Origin of the sequence: Vibrio profundum, from assembly GCF_050337555.1 — a bacterium.
Classification (GTDB): domain Bacteria; phylum Pseudomonadota; class Gammaproteobacteria; order Enterobacterales; family Vibrionaceae; genus Vibrio; species Vibrio profundum.
This window is the reverse complement of sequence record NZ_JAKJTA010000011.1, coordinates 1-15,003: the sequence shown is the minus strand read 5'-3', so window position 1 is coordinate 15,003 and position 15,003 is coordinate 1. Positions and strand designations below refer to the sequence as shown.

The 15,003-nt window shown below is 42.7% G+C and carries 16 protein-coding genes and 1 pseudogene; 6 read left to right on the top strand and 11 right to left on the bottom strand.

What is annotated here, in order from left to right:
* Window positions 1–54: 54 nt before the first annotated feature.
* A complete protein-coding gene (locus tag L4C34_RS11755; RefSeq protein WP_428789531.1) occupies window positions 55–264 on the bottom strand; it encodes a cold-shock protein in 210 nt (69 codons plus the stop codon).
* 481 nt (window positions 265–745) lie between these two features.
* On the opposite strand from L4C34_RS11755, the gene L4C34_RS11750 reads away from it, so the two are divergent.
* The 3 genes from L4C34_RS11750 (at window position 746) to L4C34_RS11740 (ending at window position 3,899) form a co-directional block, all read left to right on the top strand.
* Window positions 746–1,087: an NADH:ubiquinone oxidoreductase gene (locus L4C34_RS11750; protein ID WP_428789530.1), complete on the top strand. Its 342-nt coding sequence runs from the start codon at window positions 746–748 to the stop codon at window positions 1,085–1,087.
* 421 nt (window positions 1,088–1,508) lie between these two features.
* Window positions 1,509–1,853 (top strand): helix-turn-helix domain-containing protein, encoded by a 345-nt coding sequence (locus tag L4C34_RS11745; protein ID WP_428789529.1) that lies wholly within the window; start codon window positions 1,509–1,511, stop codon window positions 1,851–1,853.
* Window positions 1,854–2,270: 417 nt separating this feature from the next.
* On the top strand, window positions 2,271–3,899 hold the full coding sequence (locus L4C34_RS11740) for a methyl-accepting chemotaxis protein (protein WP_428789691.1): 1,629 nt from the start codon (window positions 2,271–2,273) through the stop codon (window positions 3,897–3,899).
* A gap of 182 nt (window positions 3,900–4,081) precedes the next feature.
* Here L4C34_RS11740 and L4C34_RS11735 read toward each other — a convergent pair whose 3' ends face one another.
* From L4C34_RS11735 to L4C34_RS11700, 8 genes are all read right to left on the bottom strand, one after another.
* Window positions 4,082–4,636, bottom strand: a complete 555-nt coding sequence (locus L4C34_RS11735) for a DUF924 family protein (RefSeq protein ID WP_428789528.1) — start codon at window positions 4,634–4,636, stop codon at window positions 4,082–4,084.
* A 181-nt stretch (window positions 4,637–4,817) separates the two neighbouring features.
* The gene (locus L4C34_RS11730) at window positions 4,818–5,381 is read right to left on the bottom strand and encodes an MSHA operon transcriptional regulator (RefSeq protein ID WP_428789527.1); all 564 of its coding nucleotides are present in this window, start codon (window positions 5,379–5,381) and stop codon (window positions 4,818–4,820) included.
* 277 nt (window positions 5,382–5,658) lie between these two features.
* Complete coding sequence (locus L4C34_RS11725) at window positions 5,659–6,186, bottom strand: GNAT family N-acetyltransferase (protein WP_428789526.1); 528 nt, start codon at window positions 6,184–6,186, stop codon at window positions 5,659–5,661.
* Between the two features lie 313 nt (window positions 6,187–6,499).
* Window positions 6,500–7,105, bottom strand: a complete 606-nt coding sequence (locus L4C34_RS11720) for a nucleotidyltransferase family protein (RefSeq protein ID WP_428789525.1) — start codon at window positions 7,103–7,105, stop codon at window positions 6,500–6,502.
* A complete protein-coding gene (locus L4C34_RS11715; protein ID WP_428789524.1) occupies window positions 7,105–8,082 on the bottom strand; it encodes an XdhC family protein in 978 nt (325 codons plus the stop codon). The genes L4C34_RS11720 and L4C34_RS11715 overlap by 1 nt, the downstream gene beginning before the upstream one ends.
* The gene (locus L4C34_RS11710) at window positions 8,069–9,292 is read right to left on the bottom strand and encodes a cytochrome c (protein WP_428789523.1); all 1,224 of its coding nucleotides are present in this window, start codon (window positions 9,290–9,292) and stop codon (window positions 8,069–8,071) included. Before L4C34_RS11710 ends, L4C34_RS11715 begins: the two co-directional genes overlap by 14 nt.
* Complete coding sequence (locus L4C34_RS11705) at window positions 9,289–9,819, bottom strand: (2Fe-2S)-binding protein (protein WP_428789522.1); 531 nt, start codon at window positions 9,817–9,819, stop codon at window positions 9,289–9,291. Before L4C34_RS11705 ends, L4C34_RS11710 begins: the two co-directional genes overlap by 4 nt.
* Window positions 9,816–12,659: a xanthine dehydrogenase family protein molybdopterin-binding subunit gene (locus L4C34_RS11700; RefSeq protein WP_428789521.1), complete on the bottom strand. Its 2,844-nt coding sequence runs from the start codon at window positions 12,657–12,659 to the stop codon at window positions 9,816–9,818. The genes L4C34_RS11705 and L4C34_RS11700 overlap by 4 nt, the downstream gene beginning before the upstream one ends.
* Before the next feature lie 218 nt (window positions 12,660–12,877).
* On the opposite strand from L4C34_RS11700, the gene L4C34_RS11695 reads away from it, so the two are divergent.
* The 3 genes from L4C34_RS11695 (at window position 12,878) to L4C34_RS11685 (ending at window position 14,151) form a co-directional block, all read left to right on the top strand.
* Window positions 12,878–13,261 carry an energy transducer TonB gene (locus L4C34_RS11695; RefSeq protein WP_428789520.1) on the top strand — a complete coding sequence of 128 codons (384 nt, stop codon included), beginning with the start codon at window positions 12,878–12,880 and terminating at the stop codon, window positions 13,259–13,261.
* A 164-nt stretch (window positions 13,262–13,425) separates the two neighbouring features.
* Window positions 13,426–13,761, top strand: coding sequence for a YnfA family protein (locus L4C34_RS11690; RefSeq protein WP_428789519.1), 336 nt, complete (start codon window positions 13,426–13,428; stop codon window positions 13,759–13,761).
* Between the two features lie 12 nt (window positions 13,762–13,773).
* Window positions 13,774–14,151, top strand: coding sequence for an MmcQ/YjbR family DNA-binding protein (locus tag L4C34_RS11685; protein ID WP_428789518.1), 378 nt, complete (start codon window positions 13,774–13,776; stop codon window positions 14,149–14,151).
* Between the two features lie 57 nt (window positions 14,152–14,208).
* Here the strand turns inward: L4C34_RS11685 and L4C34_RS11680 are convergent, their stop codons facing one another.
* Together L4C34_RS11680 and L4C34_RS11675 are read right to left on the bottom strand one after the other, a co-directional pair.
* A complete protein-coding gene (locus L4C34_RS11680; protein ID WP_428789517.1) occupies window positions 14,209–14,619 on the bottom strand; it encodes a hypothetical protein in 411 nt (136 codons plus the stop codon).
* 142 nt (window positions 14,620–14,761) lie between these two features.
* A pseudogene (locus L4C34_RS11675) lies at window positions 14,762–15,003 on the bottom strand (IS5/IS1182 family transposase); the annotation flags it as partial.

Genomic DNA, 15,003 nt, shown 5'->3' with positions numbered 1-15,003 from the left:
GAACGAAAAAATAGCCAGCATATAGCTGGCTATTCTTAAAAAAAAGCGACTAAGTTACAGTACTTTGATGCTTTCAGCTTGTGGGCCTTTTTGACCTTGAGATACAACGAACTCAACTTTTTGGCCTTCGATTAGCGTACGGAAGCCGTCACCAGTGATAGCTGAAAAGTGAGCGAAAACGTCAGGACCGTTTTCTTGTTGAATGAAACCGAAACCTTTAGTTTCGTTGAACCACTTTACAGTACCAGTTACTGTGTTAGACATAATATATATCCTAAATCAAAACAATTGGGCCGAATTCGGCGCGGATAGCGTGGAAAAGTAGATTGCTATTGCGTACGACACGACGGTAAATTACAAATAATCCAACGAAACGCATATGTATACAAAGAACTGCTTTCTAGCTGATAGGAGATTTTAGAGCAATCGACGCTCAAGTCAACGAATACTCGGTCAGAATTTAATGTTTTTCCTTCATTTCACTAATTTTTATGCGCTAGGTTTCATTTTAACTATTTTAAGTGCCCCTTTCATACTAATGAAGCTTTCTATGGTAGATACTTGTATTTGAATGGTAAATGTAATATTTTGATTTATTTGATCTGTGAATTCAAAGGTTACATTTGTTAACGTTTTCGGTTTGCATTCATTTCTGCTACACCAGAGAATGGCATTAAACGTAATAAACCTGATAGATAGCTAACGTAGGTATTTGTTAGATAGTTGATTTTACTGTGGAGGTGGAATGAAAATAGCACTATTAGTAATTGTTTCTATAATTGCAGGCGTTTTGTCAGCCGAGCATTTCCACTCGTTTGCTTTGGGGCTGGGTGTGGCTGTCGTTGCGATGGGCGCTTGTTACTGGTTTGCATTTCGAAGCTCACGCTTTCCTGAGTTAGCCTTGTTTCTTCTCTGTTGTGGCATGTTCTCTAAACTAGCGATCACAGTCGCGGGGGTTGCATGGGGAATCTCGGCAAACGTTATCAGTTCGCCAATTATTTTTGCGTTATCATATCTATTCTTCTCTATTGTGGTGGCCAGTGTCGGGTTTGGGTATCGATACCGTAGGGTTCAAGCATCATCATGATAGATGATAGATGATAGATGATAGATGATAGATGATAGATGATAGATGATATCTAAGCGGCAGAACGTAAATCGGGCTGCCGTTTCCTCTTTTAAAGTGTGATGCTCTCCGAACAATTAAACTTAACTTTCTATTTTATCTAGGTCTTTGCAGCTTCCACCTCTTTGTGCCTTACCTTTCCCTTATACTTCTGTTATCCCAAGCTATCTTCCAATGATGACTATCTTGCTTTGGTTGTAGCGGGCTCACTTCAATTATGCTCAAGTTTTTTGAGTGGTGAGGCTATTGGGTTTATAAGTTGTTTGTGTTGTGTTTTCTCGCTGTAGCCCTGCACAATATTGGTCGAATATTCACTTCAAATTGACATTATTAAATAGCGGTTTATCAACACTATTAGCAGTTAATTGTTTGGAGGTTATTGATGGATTTTACGCAACAAGATCGAGAAGCGCTGAATCAAGTGTGGATGTCACAAAAAGCAAAAATGCGTTTGACGCAAATGGAAATGGTGAAGCGACTCGGCCTGTCACAGCTCGAGTTTTCCCGCTTGCTGCGAGGTGAGTTGCCCCTGTCAATGAATTTTGTCGGTCAATTTTGTGAACAACTACATGTGGACCCCAAAAAAGTGATTCCATCACTAGTGCAAAACAATTTAACTGCACCGAGTGAAGTTCACCTCACCAGTAAAATGAGTGTCGATGGTGAGATTCAACGAGCATATATAGAAGGCAATAGCGTAATAGTGGAGTACGTGCATCGTTCTTGAACATCTAAGGCGGATGTGACTTCTGAAGCTGGATTCCATCCAGTTCACCATACAAAGCTGTATGATACGTTGTAAAAAACACCATGCAGCTTGTTCCTTTTATCTTCCCCATAAAGTGGTAGCCATCCCTTTCTCTCTTTGTAGAACGCCATAATTGAATAATCTTAGAGCGATAAAGTGTTGTTCTATTTTATTTTGTTTTATCTCATATTCCTCAAACTCAAAATGCCGTATAAACGCACTCGAATCATTTCGACGCTGAACTTGCCCTATGCTTACGAGATTTTATTGATATTTTTGCAATTTAAGATTGGTCAAAAAGTAGACATAGATCTGAGATTGCATTAGTATTTTGCGCCGTTATTAAGAACATATAGATTGCATGGATGCGTTGTACAATGAAAATTGAGGCATATGATGCAAATTTCTCTGAAAAACTTGTCTATCCGCCAGCAAGTACTGGTTCCCGTTGTCATTACTGCACTGGCTCTATTTATCGCATTATGGTTTACCGATAATGCATTGCAAAAAGAGCAGAATACGGTGCAAGAAAACACCAGCTCCCTGATGTTTTATAAAAATACTATCTCTGAGATAGGCGATCTTATTTATCCTTTGCGCATCAATGCCGTATACGCGATTTATGATACAACTCGTGGCCAAGCATTTTTGAACCAGCTCAATTCTACGATTGTTCACGTTGATGAGAAACTGGACAAAATGGCAGATCGAAAAACGTTTGCACGTGACGTCAACAAGTTACGCGTATCGGTTGATACCTACTTCAAATATTCGACACGGTCTACTGATATATTTAGCCGTCACCGCGCAGGAACTTTAGGCGAAAATGAATATCAGCAATTTGTTTCTGGTTACAGAGCGGCAGGTAACACTATGGTCGAACGCATTCAGCACCTGTCTAAAGAAGTGAATACTTTTGCCACGACAGCGATGGAGACAAGCGCTGTAAACAATAAAATGGTACGCCGTGACGCCATGATTGGTGTCAGCGCTGTATTTCTAGTGACATTGCTCATTGCCTTTGTTATCTCTGGCCACATTGTCACACCGATAAGAAATATCCAATCTGTTATGCGCGAATTAGCTAAAGGGCATTTAAGTGCACGTGCGAAGGTGGAAGGTAACAATGAAATCACCAAGCTTAGCGAGGATGTGAATACTACGACTGACCAATTGCAAAATACTGTGCAAGCATTAACACGTACAAGTGAAGAAGTTTCAGCAGCAGCCCTGCAACTGTCTGGCGTAATGGCGCATTCAGAAAAAAATGCGAACCAAGAATTTGCTGAGGTTGAACAGGTTGCTTCTGCAGTTAACGAGTTGGCAAGTACGGCAAATAATGTGAGTGATAATGCGGTTCACGCTGATTCTACTGCTCGTGAAGCAGACGCCCTTGCTAACTCTGGGCTCGCTATCTTTGAAGAAAGCAACGAAGCCAGTATGAAAATGTCGGATTCTCTTAAAGATGCTGCTGAAATTATTGTTCAGCTCAAAGATCAATCTGAACAAATCAACGATGTGATTGAAGTGATCAAGGGTGTTTCTGAGCAGACGAACTTGTTGGCACTCAATGCGGCGATTGAAGCGGCACGTGCAGGTGAACAAGGGCGTGGTTTCGCGGTTGTTGCAAGTGAAGTTCGTACTCTAGCGGAGCGAACTCAACACTCGACGGGTGAAATACAAGCGATCATTCAAGAATTGCAAAACCGAGCAAACTTGGCGAATCACAGTATGCGAGAAAGCTTGGATTTACTGGCTCGCAACAACGAATTGTCCAACCAAGTGAATCAAGCATTAACTGGGATCAGTGGCGCTGTAGCCAATATTACGGATTCAAATACACAAGTTGCGACTGCTGCTGAGCAGCAGTCTCAGGTGACGCAAGATATCAACCGTAATGTTTCAAATATTTCTGAGCTAGTGAATCAGAATGTATCCGGCATTAGTCAAAGTGCGGCGGCTAGCGCTCAATTGTCTGAGTTAGCAGAGAAGCAGAAACAGCGTTTGTCTTTCTTTAAGTTCTAATGGCTAGGGCTTGTTGATTTTGTAAAGCAAAATTAAGCTCAATTGTTACGCCACAATCGGAGTGTTTAGATAACACTCCGATTGTTTCATAGTGATTCCAAGATATCAGCAATACGTGAACAGTTTTTTTAAGCGCTTGTCCCCATTGACTAACATATACCTTTTTAATCACTTTGGTTAGGTTAGAAGCCCGATCCAGGTTCAGATAGAAAGGTTAACTCTTCTGCGTTACTGACTCTTCCAAGAATCTCATTTCGGTGCGGATAACGGCCGAATCTATCAATGATCGCTTTGTGTTTATATTCATAATCTAATGTATCGGGATTAGCCAATTGCTGAAATAAGACTAGCGCCTCTTCGTGGATCGCGGATGACTCGCTATGCATGTAAGGCATATACATGAATGAACGTTCTGTTTTGCTCAGTGCTTGATCCGCGCCTAAAGCAACTGCCTCTTGTGCAAGCGCAAGTGCTAATGGATCTTGAGCAAACGATTTTTCCGTATCGCGAAAAATGTTGCGAGAAAATTGGTCTAAGACAATGATTTCGGCGAGGCGGCCGTGTGGAGTTTTACGCCATTTGAAAAGCTCGGCTTGAGCGGCTTGGTTGAGAATGGCAGAAAATTTGTCGTGAATTTTTTTATCCAGTGCCTCATCTTTGACGAACCATTGCTGAGGTTCCAGTTCTTCGAACCAAAACTGTATTACTTCTTTAGCCTTGCTGTTGATATTTTTCATGTCGCACCATAATCGAGGGAAAGGACGGTCTGAAGAACGATGTTAAGGGAACCCATTATACAAATCTAGCACAGTGCTAGGGGAGTGGGTAAAGAGGGAGCTGTCCTTTTCTATTTGCACGTCAAATCACAGTCGGTTCAATTGGAGCACTTTTTGATCGGGTGCTACTTCTACTATTCCACTAAGATACTTGTGACGATATTTGCGCTTTTTTTACAAAGAATGGGTTGTCAAACCGTTTCTCTGAGCCAAGTTCTGAGCGCACAATCTTATTCCACAGCTGGATATCGAACTGCGGTGCGGGGATCGATGGGTATAGAGTTTCTTGCTCTTCCACGGCGTAGCGCAAAAATTCTTTGAGCTTTATCTGATTGTACTTTTTAGCGACACGGTTGTGTTTTTGCAGCCACTCTTGTTTGAAGTTAATGAGTAGGGATTCTGCGCTCGGCATAGGAACGGTAGATAAGTAGACTCGTTTGTAAGCCACTTTTCTGTCGAGCATCGAGCGCATCGCCGTTTGGATGTATTTACCGTGGTGCGTGACAGTGATGTCGTCTCTATCAAACAGATTGACTGACCAGCCAGTCGGGATGAGTGTTTTGGTTTTGAATTGTCTGTTACGAATTTGCAGGGCTTGATGCAGCACAATGTCTGAAGTACCGCGAAAGGTTTGCTGCCATTTCCCGATGCGAATTTGAATTGAGCCAGGTAGCCTATATATGTTGGTAAATTTATCTTGATTCATTGTTGTCGCGCACAAAGGTTATCAGAATCCCAATAGGGGAATATTGCCAAACTTATTTGTGTTTACAGCCGCTAGTGACTGCAAATATCGTCAATTTTGATTTCTCACGTTTGGACGGAGAACATTGACTGTTTTGCCATTGAATTCGCTGCTTAAACTAAATTAAGCTAAGTGGAACAATTAGCAGAACAGGTAGAAGTCATTATTTTCTATTTAGATGGGGATGTACAGTAATGAATCAAGGATTGGCTGTTTTCTGACACATTAAGGTGCTGATCTAGAGTGGATTATCAGAGTCGAGAGACGCGATTGTCTTGTGAATGGAAAAATAAGACAATTCACCACAATCATAGAGAGCTAAGTCTTGACGCTTTCGCAGGCCGAGACGACAGAGAGTTTTTATTGATGCAATATTGTCGCTCATAGCCGCACCATAAATTACGTTGTGCTGGCCAAGGCTAAACGTGTACGTTAAGCAGGCTTTCGCCGCTTCCTGACCATAGCCCATACCTTTTTTCGACTGTAAAATACCAAATCTTATGTCCGATTTCGTCTTATCTTGGAGAATTTCGACACCTGCGTAGCCGACCTTCTGGTTCGTTTGAGTTTCAATCACAGTAAATGTACCAAATCCCTTTTTCCAGTGTTCGACTCGGTTTAATAGGTAGTCACGTATTTCTTCATCACGGTACGGACGTTCTTTTGGCAGGTAACGAGTGAAGGTAGGGCAACTAAGCAGATCTTGAAATAGGCTGAGATCATTTTGCGTAACTGGTTTAAGAGTTAAGTTTTTAGTTTGAATCATCCGTACTTTTATTTAATGTCATTCGTGAGCGGTGGATTAAAGTTACAGGAGAACTTTAAATGTTGAAAGTATAGAATAAATTTTGAAAGTATGTATATGTCATTAAAAATCGCAGGCGTCAATTCAACTGATTGATATATTAAATGATTATGTGTTTTCGGAATGGTCATGGCCACCTTCAAACTCGGATGCTTGGGCTAATTGATTAAGAACCCACTGGCATTACCCTAGGCTATCTGGATTGCAATAGCCCCCCAAATAAACATCAATGGCAGCGAGTTATTAACTGAGTGAATCAACAAAGGCTTTGGTCTTAGACCAAACCAAATTTACATGCTGTATCTGGTGTATCAATATCCTGAATAACTCCTTGATCTAACGTTAGAATCTCACGATAACTTGCAGGGTTTTGTCGTATAACTTCTTTCGCACCGTCACAATTCTTTAACTGGTTTAGACTATAGAAAAAATGTTCAGAAAATATGACCGGATGCCCCTTCGCATTTTCAAATATGGGCCTGACGATACATTGACTCTCTTGAGTGGTAGAACGAGTGCGCAAACAGCGCTGGTGTAGTTCGTCAATCGTTTTTTTTCTGATAAAAGGCATATCTGCGAGGTGGATTGCACAAAACTTAGGGTTAATATTGGATTCTAGGAGATAAGCTACCCCCTTGGCGATGCTGGCACCTAAGCTACTATCTTCATGTTTGCTATGCGGCAGTAAGATGACTTTTTCTCTATCCACTCGAAGAGCGGATAAATCATCCCCCTCTTTATGAATTAAAACGATGTACTCATAAGAGCTATATAACGAATGCAATGTTTTCTCTAGAAGGGGAGGGGAACCGATAAATCGTTTATCTGCACCGAATCGATTGGAATCTCCCGCAGCTAGCAACAAGGCACAAAACTCCATCACGCCTCGTTTTTATTCTGAGTAGCAATGACATCGGCGATAATTGACACCGCAATTTCAAACGGTGTTTTACTGTGTATTGGAAGCCCAATTGGTGCTTTTAACTTAGCGAGTTCTTGTTTGCTGTAGCCCCCAATCCTCTCTAGTCGTTCATAGCGATTTATAGAGGTTCTTTTTGAACCCATTGCCCCAATATAGAAAGCATCTGATTCTAACGCAGCCATTAGTCCTAGGTCGTCAATTCTAGGGTCATGAGCGAGCGCCAATATGGCAGTTTGTTGGGTAATGTTCTCTTCAACGAAAAGATCTGGGCTCCGCCAAATCACATCGATACTATCTTGCTTATCCGTTCCTGATAAACTCCAGCTACTGGCTAATTCCTCTCTCATATCGCATACTTTTACCGTAAAACCCGCCATTAATCCGAGTTTTGCAACCCATTCACTGACTTGGCTAATACCCAACAAGAGTAGCTGGGTAACTTGTTGGTAGTGAATATGTATGTAATCGTCACCTGATAACTCGATAGACGAAGCGTTTAGTGAACTGTCTGAGTGGTATTGTATGGTGTGATTATTAATATCTAAGATTTTATGGAATGGCTGTTTCTCGTTAGCGATATCAACGAAACCATGTAGGTTAGAGTAGCTTTCAGGGAAGTACCGCTCTACTAGTAGCTGAATGCTTCCGCCACAAGGCAGTTCAATGCTGACATGTTCGTCCACTAAGTCTTTGCCATAGGATATGACTTGAGGAAAAGTATGAATAAGGTTCTTGTCCAGCCTTTGGATAAACGCATCTTCCAAGCACCCGCCTGAAATCGACCCCAAACGTTGCTTCCCATTCCAAGCAAATAAAGAGCCTGCTGGCCTCGGAGAAGAGCCATAAGTTTTTAATACGGTACAAAGCCAAAAAGTCTGCCTACTTTCCATCCAACCTTGAATGTCACTTAATATATGAAGATCAGTGAGTTGCATCGTCTTGGCTGTCCTCCACTTTTTCTCTTAGTTCTTGAGTTTCCACTAAGCTAAGCTGCGCGACGTTCTCAGTATAAACTGACGAAAGATGATTCAATAAATGCATTAACTCTTCATCACTTAAGCGGGAATCAAAACCGGGCATTGTAAAGAAGGCGTTCGTATGAGAGTAATACTGTGGCTTAATACCATAAAGGATCGCATGTGCGGTGTTGTGATGATTATCTTGAGATAAGGTCGCGTTGCCAGCCATGCCTGGTGCATAGTTCGGCTTCCCTTCCCCCTCAAATCCATGGCAATTTGCGCAATACGCTTGATAAAGTTCCTGCCCTTTACTTTCAGTATCTTTGGGTTTGTAAGTCAAACTTTTACCTTCAACAACCTCATCGCTGTCGAGTAAATACACCGTCGCAGCTTCCAAGTCATCTTTATTGAACTTGCTCAAACTGTGAAAAATCGCCGTATACATTTCTCCCACGACCGTGCCTTTACGAGAGTATCCGTGTGCCAGTATCGCTTTGATATCCTCGCTTCCCCAACCTTCCTTCTTGAGGTACTGAGGAGTGATATTAGGGGCGTACACTGATCCTATCATTGCACCTTGAAAATGTTGTTCTGATTCCATTCCCATCGTTAAATTACGTGGCGTATGACATTCACCACAATGTCCAAACGTATTGATGATGTAATTCCCTCTATTCCATTTGGGGCTTTTGTTAAGATCTGAGGCTAATTTCCCTTCCTTTAGGTTCATAATATTCCATGCTTTCATACCGAACCGAATATTAGACGGAAACATCATGTCGTTGTCTTTGTTCTTTTGAGACGAAGGGGTAATACTTTGAAAATAGGCAAATAGAGCTTTCGTATCTTCATCCGTTATGCCCGTAAAAGAGGCATAGGGCATGGCCGGATATAACTGCCCTCCGGGCGCATCCCCATTGTGCATCGCATCATAAAAGTCTTGATAGTTGTATTGACCAATCCCTTCATTTTTATCCGGTGTAATATTGGTTGAATAGAGTGTGCCAAATGGGGTTTTGAAGGGAGCACCGCCTCCATAAGGTTCCCCTCCGTCAGTGGTATGACACGCATAACAGTCGCCCATTTCCGCAAGGTACTTGCCTTTCTCAATCAAACTGTCGTCCGAGTTTGCGGCATGGGAGAAAAAGCTGGCTAGCATGAGTAGCGCAACATTTATTCTTTTCATAGTGTTGCGCCTTTTGTTTTGAGAATGGTATCTTTCACCGCAGCATAATACTTAACGTACCCCGTACAACGACAAACATGTTCGCCCAATGTTTCTTGGATCTTCGTCTCAACTTGATCGACGGGTATCGGGTTTCTTTTAAGTTCTTCTATGAGGGCGATGGTATGGTTGGTAAAACCAGAAGTGCACCAACCACACTGGAAAGAAAAGTGCTTAATGAGAGACTCTTGCACTGGGTGTAGGGCAATGATCTCTCCCTTACCGTCAACCTCAGCATGCCCTTCGATAGTGCGTAGTTTTTTGCCATTAAAACCTACCGCATTGGTAATACAGGTTTTGTGTATTTCGGATTTCCCATCTTCATTGTCTTGGATAATGACGCATGCTGAGCAAATACCTTGGCCACAACCGAACTTGGTCCCAGTCAAATTCACGTATTCATGAAGAAACTCCAACATAGTCACTTCAGGATCTATGTCGACAGGACCATGGATCTTGTTGTTAATAGTTAAAGTAATCATTGTCATAGTTCAGTCGCCTTCATAATATCTTGTGATGAAACGGGAAGATGATAGAAGCGTGTATTAGTCGCTTGGTAAATCGCTTCTACTAGCGCAGAAACCACGGGAATCATAACCACTTCCGCAATGCCTTTGGGACTATCGGAATCGGAGAGAGGGGGCAAAATCGTATGTTTCATATTCCAGACTGGAACATGTTTCGCGAGTGGGACTTGATAACGATTGAGGTTCCAAGTTCCATTTCCTGCACCAGTTTCATCAGCAGGAAGGTATTCATATAATGCGTGACCAACGCCCATCGCCAAACCGCCTTCAATTTGCCCTTCAACGAGCTCTGGGACAATCACACGGCCAGCCTCTAACCAAGTATGGCTTTCAAGAATATTGACATGCCCCGTCGCTTTCTCAATAGCGATTTCCACTAAGGTGGCAGCCGGTGCATAGTAGGTGACCATTGCATTGTTAAGTTGTGTATCGGGGTAGCTGACAGATTTACGCTCTATAACCTGATAGCCATGTTGGTTTTTCTTATAGGGTTTAGCGCCAATACCATATTGTACCGCTAGGGCATCAATAGGATATGTATAGCGCTGGCCGCTGAGTTGAAACTCAGCGTTTGCCCATGCCCAGCGATTAAAACCATGAACCATCACGGATGTAATCAGCCCTTTCGCATGCGCCTTCATTGCCAGTGTTTTAAAGGGGATATCAGGGTAACCTTGCAACGTCAGATTACCATCGACCCAACGAGCATCGAGGATGTTGTTAAAATCGATAGTCGCATAATCACTGTTGAAGTAATTCTCTTTCCATATCTCTATCGCGACCGGAAATAACGATTGCTCAAACAGTATTCTCGCCGCCTGTTCTGTCACATGAGATTGATAAAAAGCCGACATACTGGCTGAAGAAGCCATAGGAACAACAGGGGTCCATCGAGGATTTTTCTGTGATTTATCTTGGTGCTGTTGAGACATGGTATACGGGTTCTGAGTATCAAATAACTCCATCGCCTCAAACTCTTCGATAACACCGCCGATGACGTCATCCGCTAACACACCCAAATATTTCTTTGGTATCACACCTTGGGCAGTATCAGTTCCCGTTCCCATTTCGATAAAACAGGATTTAACGATCACGGTGCCTTCAGGCGTGATTTCAATCGCTCCTGAAGGGGCCGCAGCGCCGGTTCCGTAGTCTTTGGTTACGATACTGAATCCCACACCGTATAAAAGGCTCGGGTTATCTTTCTCAAACGTTTTCTTCTTAGTGACACGACTCATCCACACAGGATGTTTTTCAGCTAACCCTAGAATTTCGTGATAGCGCAATGCGCCGTTAGGGATTGCCCCCTGCGTATTCTTCTCGCCAGATTTAAGCGCATTAATCTTTCGAATCTCAATCGGGTCGACGTTTAACTGTTCAGCCGCTTCATTCATCATCAGCTCTATCGTAGGCATCGCTTGTAACGTGCCGTACCCACGCATGGATCCACAATGAGGTGTTTGAGAAGGATAACAAACGGCGGAAATATCATTTCTAGGGAAATAATAAATACCCTGAAGCGCACTGGCTCCTACCATAGTGACCGATGACGAAAAATTGAGACGACCACCGCCATCTACCAACATATCCGACTGAACTGCTGCGATTTTTTTAGTTTCTTTGTTAAAAGCGACTTTATTGGAAATAGCAAAGGGATGGCGTTTGATGCCTGATTGAAATTGTTCAAAGCGGTCATTTGCGATGCGAACTGGAGCCTTGGCAAAGATACTGGCGATTATCCCGTAATAGGGAAATATCGTATGGTCTTTTGCACCAAACCCTCCCCCGATATAAGGAGAATGAACAATCAATTTCTTGATATGCTTAGTGAGGGGACTTTCAGATAAGATTTTTGCCGTCATCTCGTGAAAATCTTGCGGAGATTGCGTTGTAATCACAACGTGCAACGAATTGTTTTTCGCATCTAAGTAGCCATTAAAGGCTTCCGCCTCGAACATCATTGGCTCGATGGATTGCGTTTGAAAATCTCTGTCTAAAATGAGCCAATCACTTTCGTTTGATTTTAAATCAGAATCAATCTTGTCGGCGTAATACATGGCTCGTTTTACGTTGTTCGAACTGTTTTTATTTGCAGATGGCCAAACGGGTTTATGGTTTTTAATGTTAGGAAAAATGAGGCCATTTTCTAAAGCAGAAAAGTCATCTTTAGAGCCGTGTCCATTTGATGACTCTTCACGAACAATTCTCCATGTTGCGTATGGGTCCTGATTGGCCATAACCAGTGGCACCTTCTTTCCATACTTGATAACGTCCTGATTAAATTGAAGGCGATTTTTAGCCTTTTTGAATTTTGAGAACGAATCAAACAGGAGAATCGCGAGCTCATGCCCAAGGTAATCTGGCGGTGATCCTTCGTTCAACAGCATCTTTTTACCATAATAATCGGGAAGCTTAAGTTCGTTATTCGCTAAGTCTTTCTGTGTAATCACTTTATAGGGTTGAATTTCTTCAGGTAGGACATTGAGATCGAACCCTTCAAAGACGTGATCGGCTTTGGGCGCTCTTAGAATATAACCGTAGTGCTGATTATCCGGCCATCCTTCAATATCCTTCGCCCGATAATCACGGCCATATATTTTGTGCCCCGTGACTTTTTCAATGGCATCTGTTCGGTATTGAGGTTCACCATCGAGCTTCCAATTGCTTTTGATTGCTTCGTTAATCTTTGATTGAGCCGCTTGGCTCACATTAAACAGCATTGGCGCACTATAAACAGTGACGCCGCCAATCACGCATTGCTTGATAAAAGTACGACGACCAGTATTTATGCACTTACTCATGTAGCTCTCACTAGATTATGAATAGAGTAATAAATATAGATTACGTTAATACCATCGCAAATATTAAGTTTTAACTTTTGACTGCGAGCATCAGGGTCGCCTCTTCCATTAAATGAAAAGCAACTCATCTTAGAGGACGATTCTCGATTACATCTTTAGCTTCATTGGCTTTTGCTGTATACCTCGTTTGTCCTCGAAAAATAATTTAGGAGAAAACGATGCGTTATATCATGTGCTTGATCTTGCTAGTGCTGGCGGGGTGCAGTATGGCACCTAAAGGACCTGAAGCTACCATCATCCAGCACAATCAGACAGATCAGACCTTTACCCAACCGATTATCCGTGTGGTGCCGGTCTATCCTGAATTTGCCATAGAGCGTCACGTCGAAGGGTATGTAAATTTATCTTATGATGTCACCGCAGATGGAGAAGTGGTGAACGTTCGTATTTTGGATGCTAAACCTGCGCACATTTTCAATGATTCTGCGATAAAAGCCTTATCGAGGTGGAAATATTCAATCTATCCAAAAGGGAAGCAAGTTGTGGCTCGGGAAGGTCAAACGGTACGCTTTGATTACGCTTTTCCAGCTAAGACGAAATAAACCCTAGAGCGTGGTGAGGAACGAAGGTCTGCTTATCTATCAATATATGTTTAGCTACCAAGGTTAAACACCTCTTTGCAGGCCAGCAGACCTGAATCCGTTTGCTCGCTAAGTGAGTTGTGTAGTAGAGTCAACGCCCTTTTAGCGCTATCGATGTCATTCTCATGCTACAGAATATGTACTTTTTTGGTTTGTTTATCCTAACTGCAATTGCTGAAATTGTCGGCTGCTACTTGCCGAACTTATGGCTAAATCAAGGGAAGTCTATTTGGCTTTTATTGCCCGCAGCGGTCAGTCTAGGCATATTTTCTTGGTTATTAACGCTTCATCCTGATGACGCAGGGCGAGTATACGCGATATATGGCGGCGTATACGTGCTGACAGCAATTGCATGGCTATGGGGTGTCGAGCAGGTATTACCCACACGGTGGGACATACTTGGAGCTATGGTTATTTTATGCGGTGTAGCAATTATTTACTTTGGTAATAAGTTGACCTAGGGATACCTTCGAATGACTTATGATGAGTTTAATGAATTCTGTCAATCACTACCAGCGACGACATATGTCATGCAATGGCACTACTCTCATGTTTGGAAAGTGGGCGGGAAAGTATTTGCCATCGGCGGGTTAGGTCCTGGCGATTTACCTGCTTTTATTTTTAAAGCATCAGATAACAACTATGCCTTTTTAAGCGAGCAATCAGGCTACAAACCCGCTCCTTATTTTGCATCTCGTGGCATGAAATGGATTCAATGCTATGACCATTCGATGCAAATTGACGAAGATCTCAGGTACTATTTGCAGGAGTCCTACCGCATCGTGTCGTTAGGGCTCACCAAAAGGAAACAGCGGGAACTGGGGTTGAATCAAGAAGAGGGTTTAACCTAGGCAAGGGTTAGTTATGCACCGCGACGTTAGCTTAAATTCAACTCCGAACGGTATTGCTCAGCAACAGACTTTAGATATCAGCCAGCGCATACCTTCTTCTTCGTTGTCAAAAAAGCGCGTAATTAGTCCACCTTGGGTGACTTCTGTGTATTGACCGACGAGTCGTTTATGAAGCTGGTTACTTGGAAGAACAGCTTGCCATTTTAGTTGCAGTTTGGTGAATTTTAGCACGCTATTATTAAAGTATTCGGTCACTTCGGGGGTACATAGCTCCCAGATCCGCATGTCATTAAGCACCCCCCATTCCTTTTCAGGGAAGTGCTCCGCAGCCAGTTGCAAAAGCGCATCAATACCCGCGACCGCGGTTTCAATGTTCCATTGCCCAGTCATTCTACTCACAATGATATTGTACTGCTTGTTAGGGATCTCAAATGCCCAAGAACCATGCTGTGTGTTAATGATTTCCATACGCGGTGACAGCCGTTTTTGTGTGGTTTAAGTATAGGGCAGGACACGGCACGGCACTTCGATTTTTAGGGTTGTTTGTTTTCAAAAGGGCGTTGTTGAACAAATCAGGTTGAAGACAGATCTTACCTACGCTTAGCTTCCGTTAGTGTCTAACAGGCATACCTAGTCCTATGACTTTGTTCATGGCTTTGACATTAGCGAGTGCCTCACCGACTTGAGCGTTGTAATGCCTTAAGCTCAATTGACCGCTAGTGAGTCCTTTGTATCGAGACATGGCCGTCTCAGACAGGGAGCGGTCATGGTAACCAGAGTCGATTTTCCATTGGGTTAACGTGTCATTTTTTAACGCTTTAACTGCTTCGTTTCTTGGGTGCCCATCATCCC

Excerpts from the sequence above, each read along its gene's own strand:
- L4C34_RS11755 (WP_428789531.1), bottom strand. The coding sequence starts at position 264 with ATGTCTAACACAGTAACTGGTACTGTAAAGTGGTTCAACGAAACTAAA.
- L4C34_RS11750 (WP_428789530.1), top strand. The coding sequence starts at position 746 with ATGAAAATAGCACTATTAGTAATTGTTTCTATAATTGCAGGCGTTTTG.
- L4C34_RS11745 (WP_428789529.1), top strand. The coding sequence starts at position 1,509 with ATGGATTTTACGCAACAAGATCGAGAAGCGCTGAATCAAGTGTGGATG.
- L4C34_RS11740 (WP_428789691.1), top strand. The coding sequence starts at position 2,271 with ATGCAAATTTCTCTGAAAAACTTGTCTATCCGCCAGCAAGTACTGGTT.
- L4C34_RS11735 (WP_428789528.1), bottom strand. The coding sequence starts at position 4,636 with ATGAAAAATATCAACAGCAAGGCTAAAGAAGTAATACAGTTTTGGTTC.
- L4C34_RS11730 (WP_428789527.1), bottom strand. The coding sequence starts at position 5,381 with ATGAATCAAGATAAATTTACCAACATATATAGGCTACCTGGCTCAATT.
- L4C34_RS11725 (WP_428789526.1), bottom strand. The coding sequence starts at position 6,186 with ATGATTCAAACTAAAAACTTAACTCTTAAACCAGTTACGCAAAATGAT.
- L4C34_RS11720 (WP_428789525.1), bottom strand. The coding sequence starts at position 7,105 with ATGGAGTTTTGTGCCTTGTTGCTAGCTGCGGGAGATTCCAATCGATTC.
- L4C34_RS11715 (WP_428789524.1), bottom strand. The coding sequence starts at position 8,082 with ATGCAACTCACTGATCTTCATATATTAAGTGACATTCAAGGTTGGATG.
- L4C34_RS11710 (WP_428789523.1), bottom strand. The coding sequence starts at position 9,292 with ATGAAAAGAATAAATGTTGCGCTACTCATGCTAGCCAGCTTTTTCTCC.
- L4C34_RS11705 (WP_428789522.1), bottom strand. The coding sequence starts at position 9,819 with ATGACAATGATTACTTTAACTATTAACAACAAGATCCATGGTCCTGTC.
- L4C34_RS11700 (WP_428789521.1), bottom strand. The coding sequence starts at position 12,659 with ATGAGTAAGTGCATAAATACTGGTCGTCGTACTTTTATCAAGCAATGC.
- L4C34_RS11695 (WP_428789520.1), top strand. The coding sequence starts at position 12,878 with ATGCGTTATATCATGTGCTTGATCTTGCTAGTGCTGGCGGGGTGCAGT.
- L4C34_RS11690 (WP_428789519.1), top strand. The coding sequence starts at position 13,426 with ATGCTACAGAATATGTACTTTTTTGGTTTGTTTATCCTAACTGCAATT.
- L4C34_RS11685 (WP_428789518.1), top strand. The coding sequence starts at position 13,774 with ATGACTTATGATGAGTTTAATGAATTCTGTCAATCACTACCAGCGACG.
- L4C34_RS11680 (WP_428789517.1), bottom strand. The coding sequence starts at position 14,619 with ATGGAAATCATTAACACACAGCATGGTTCTTGGGCATTTGAGATCCCT.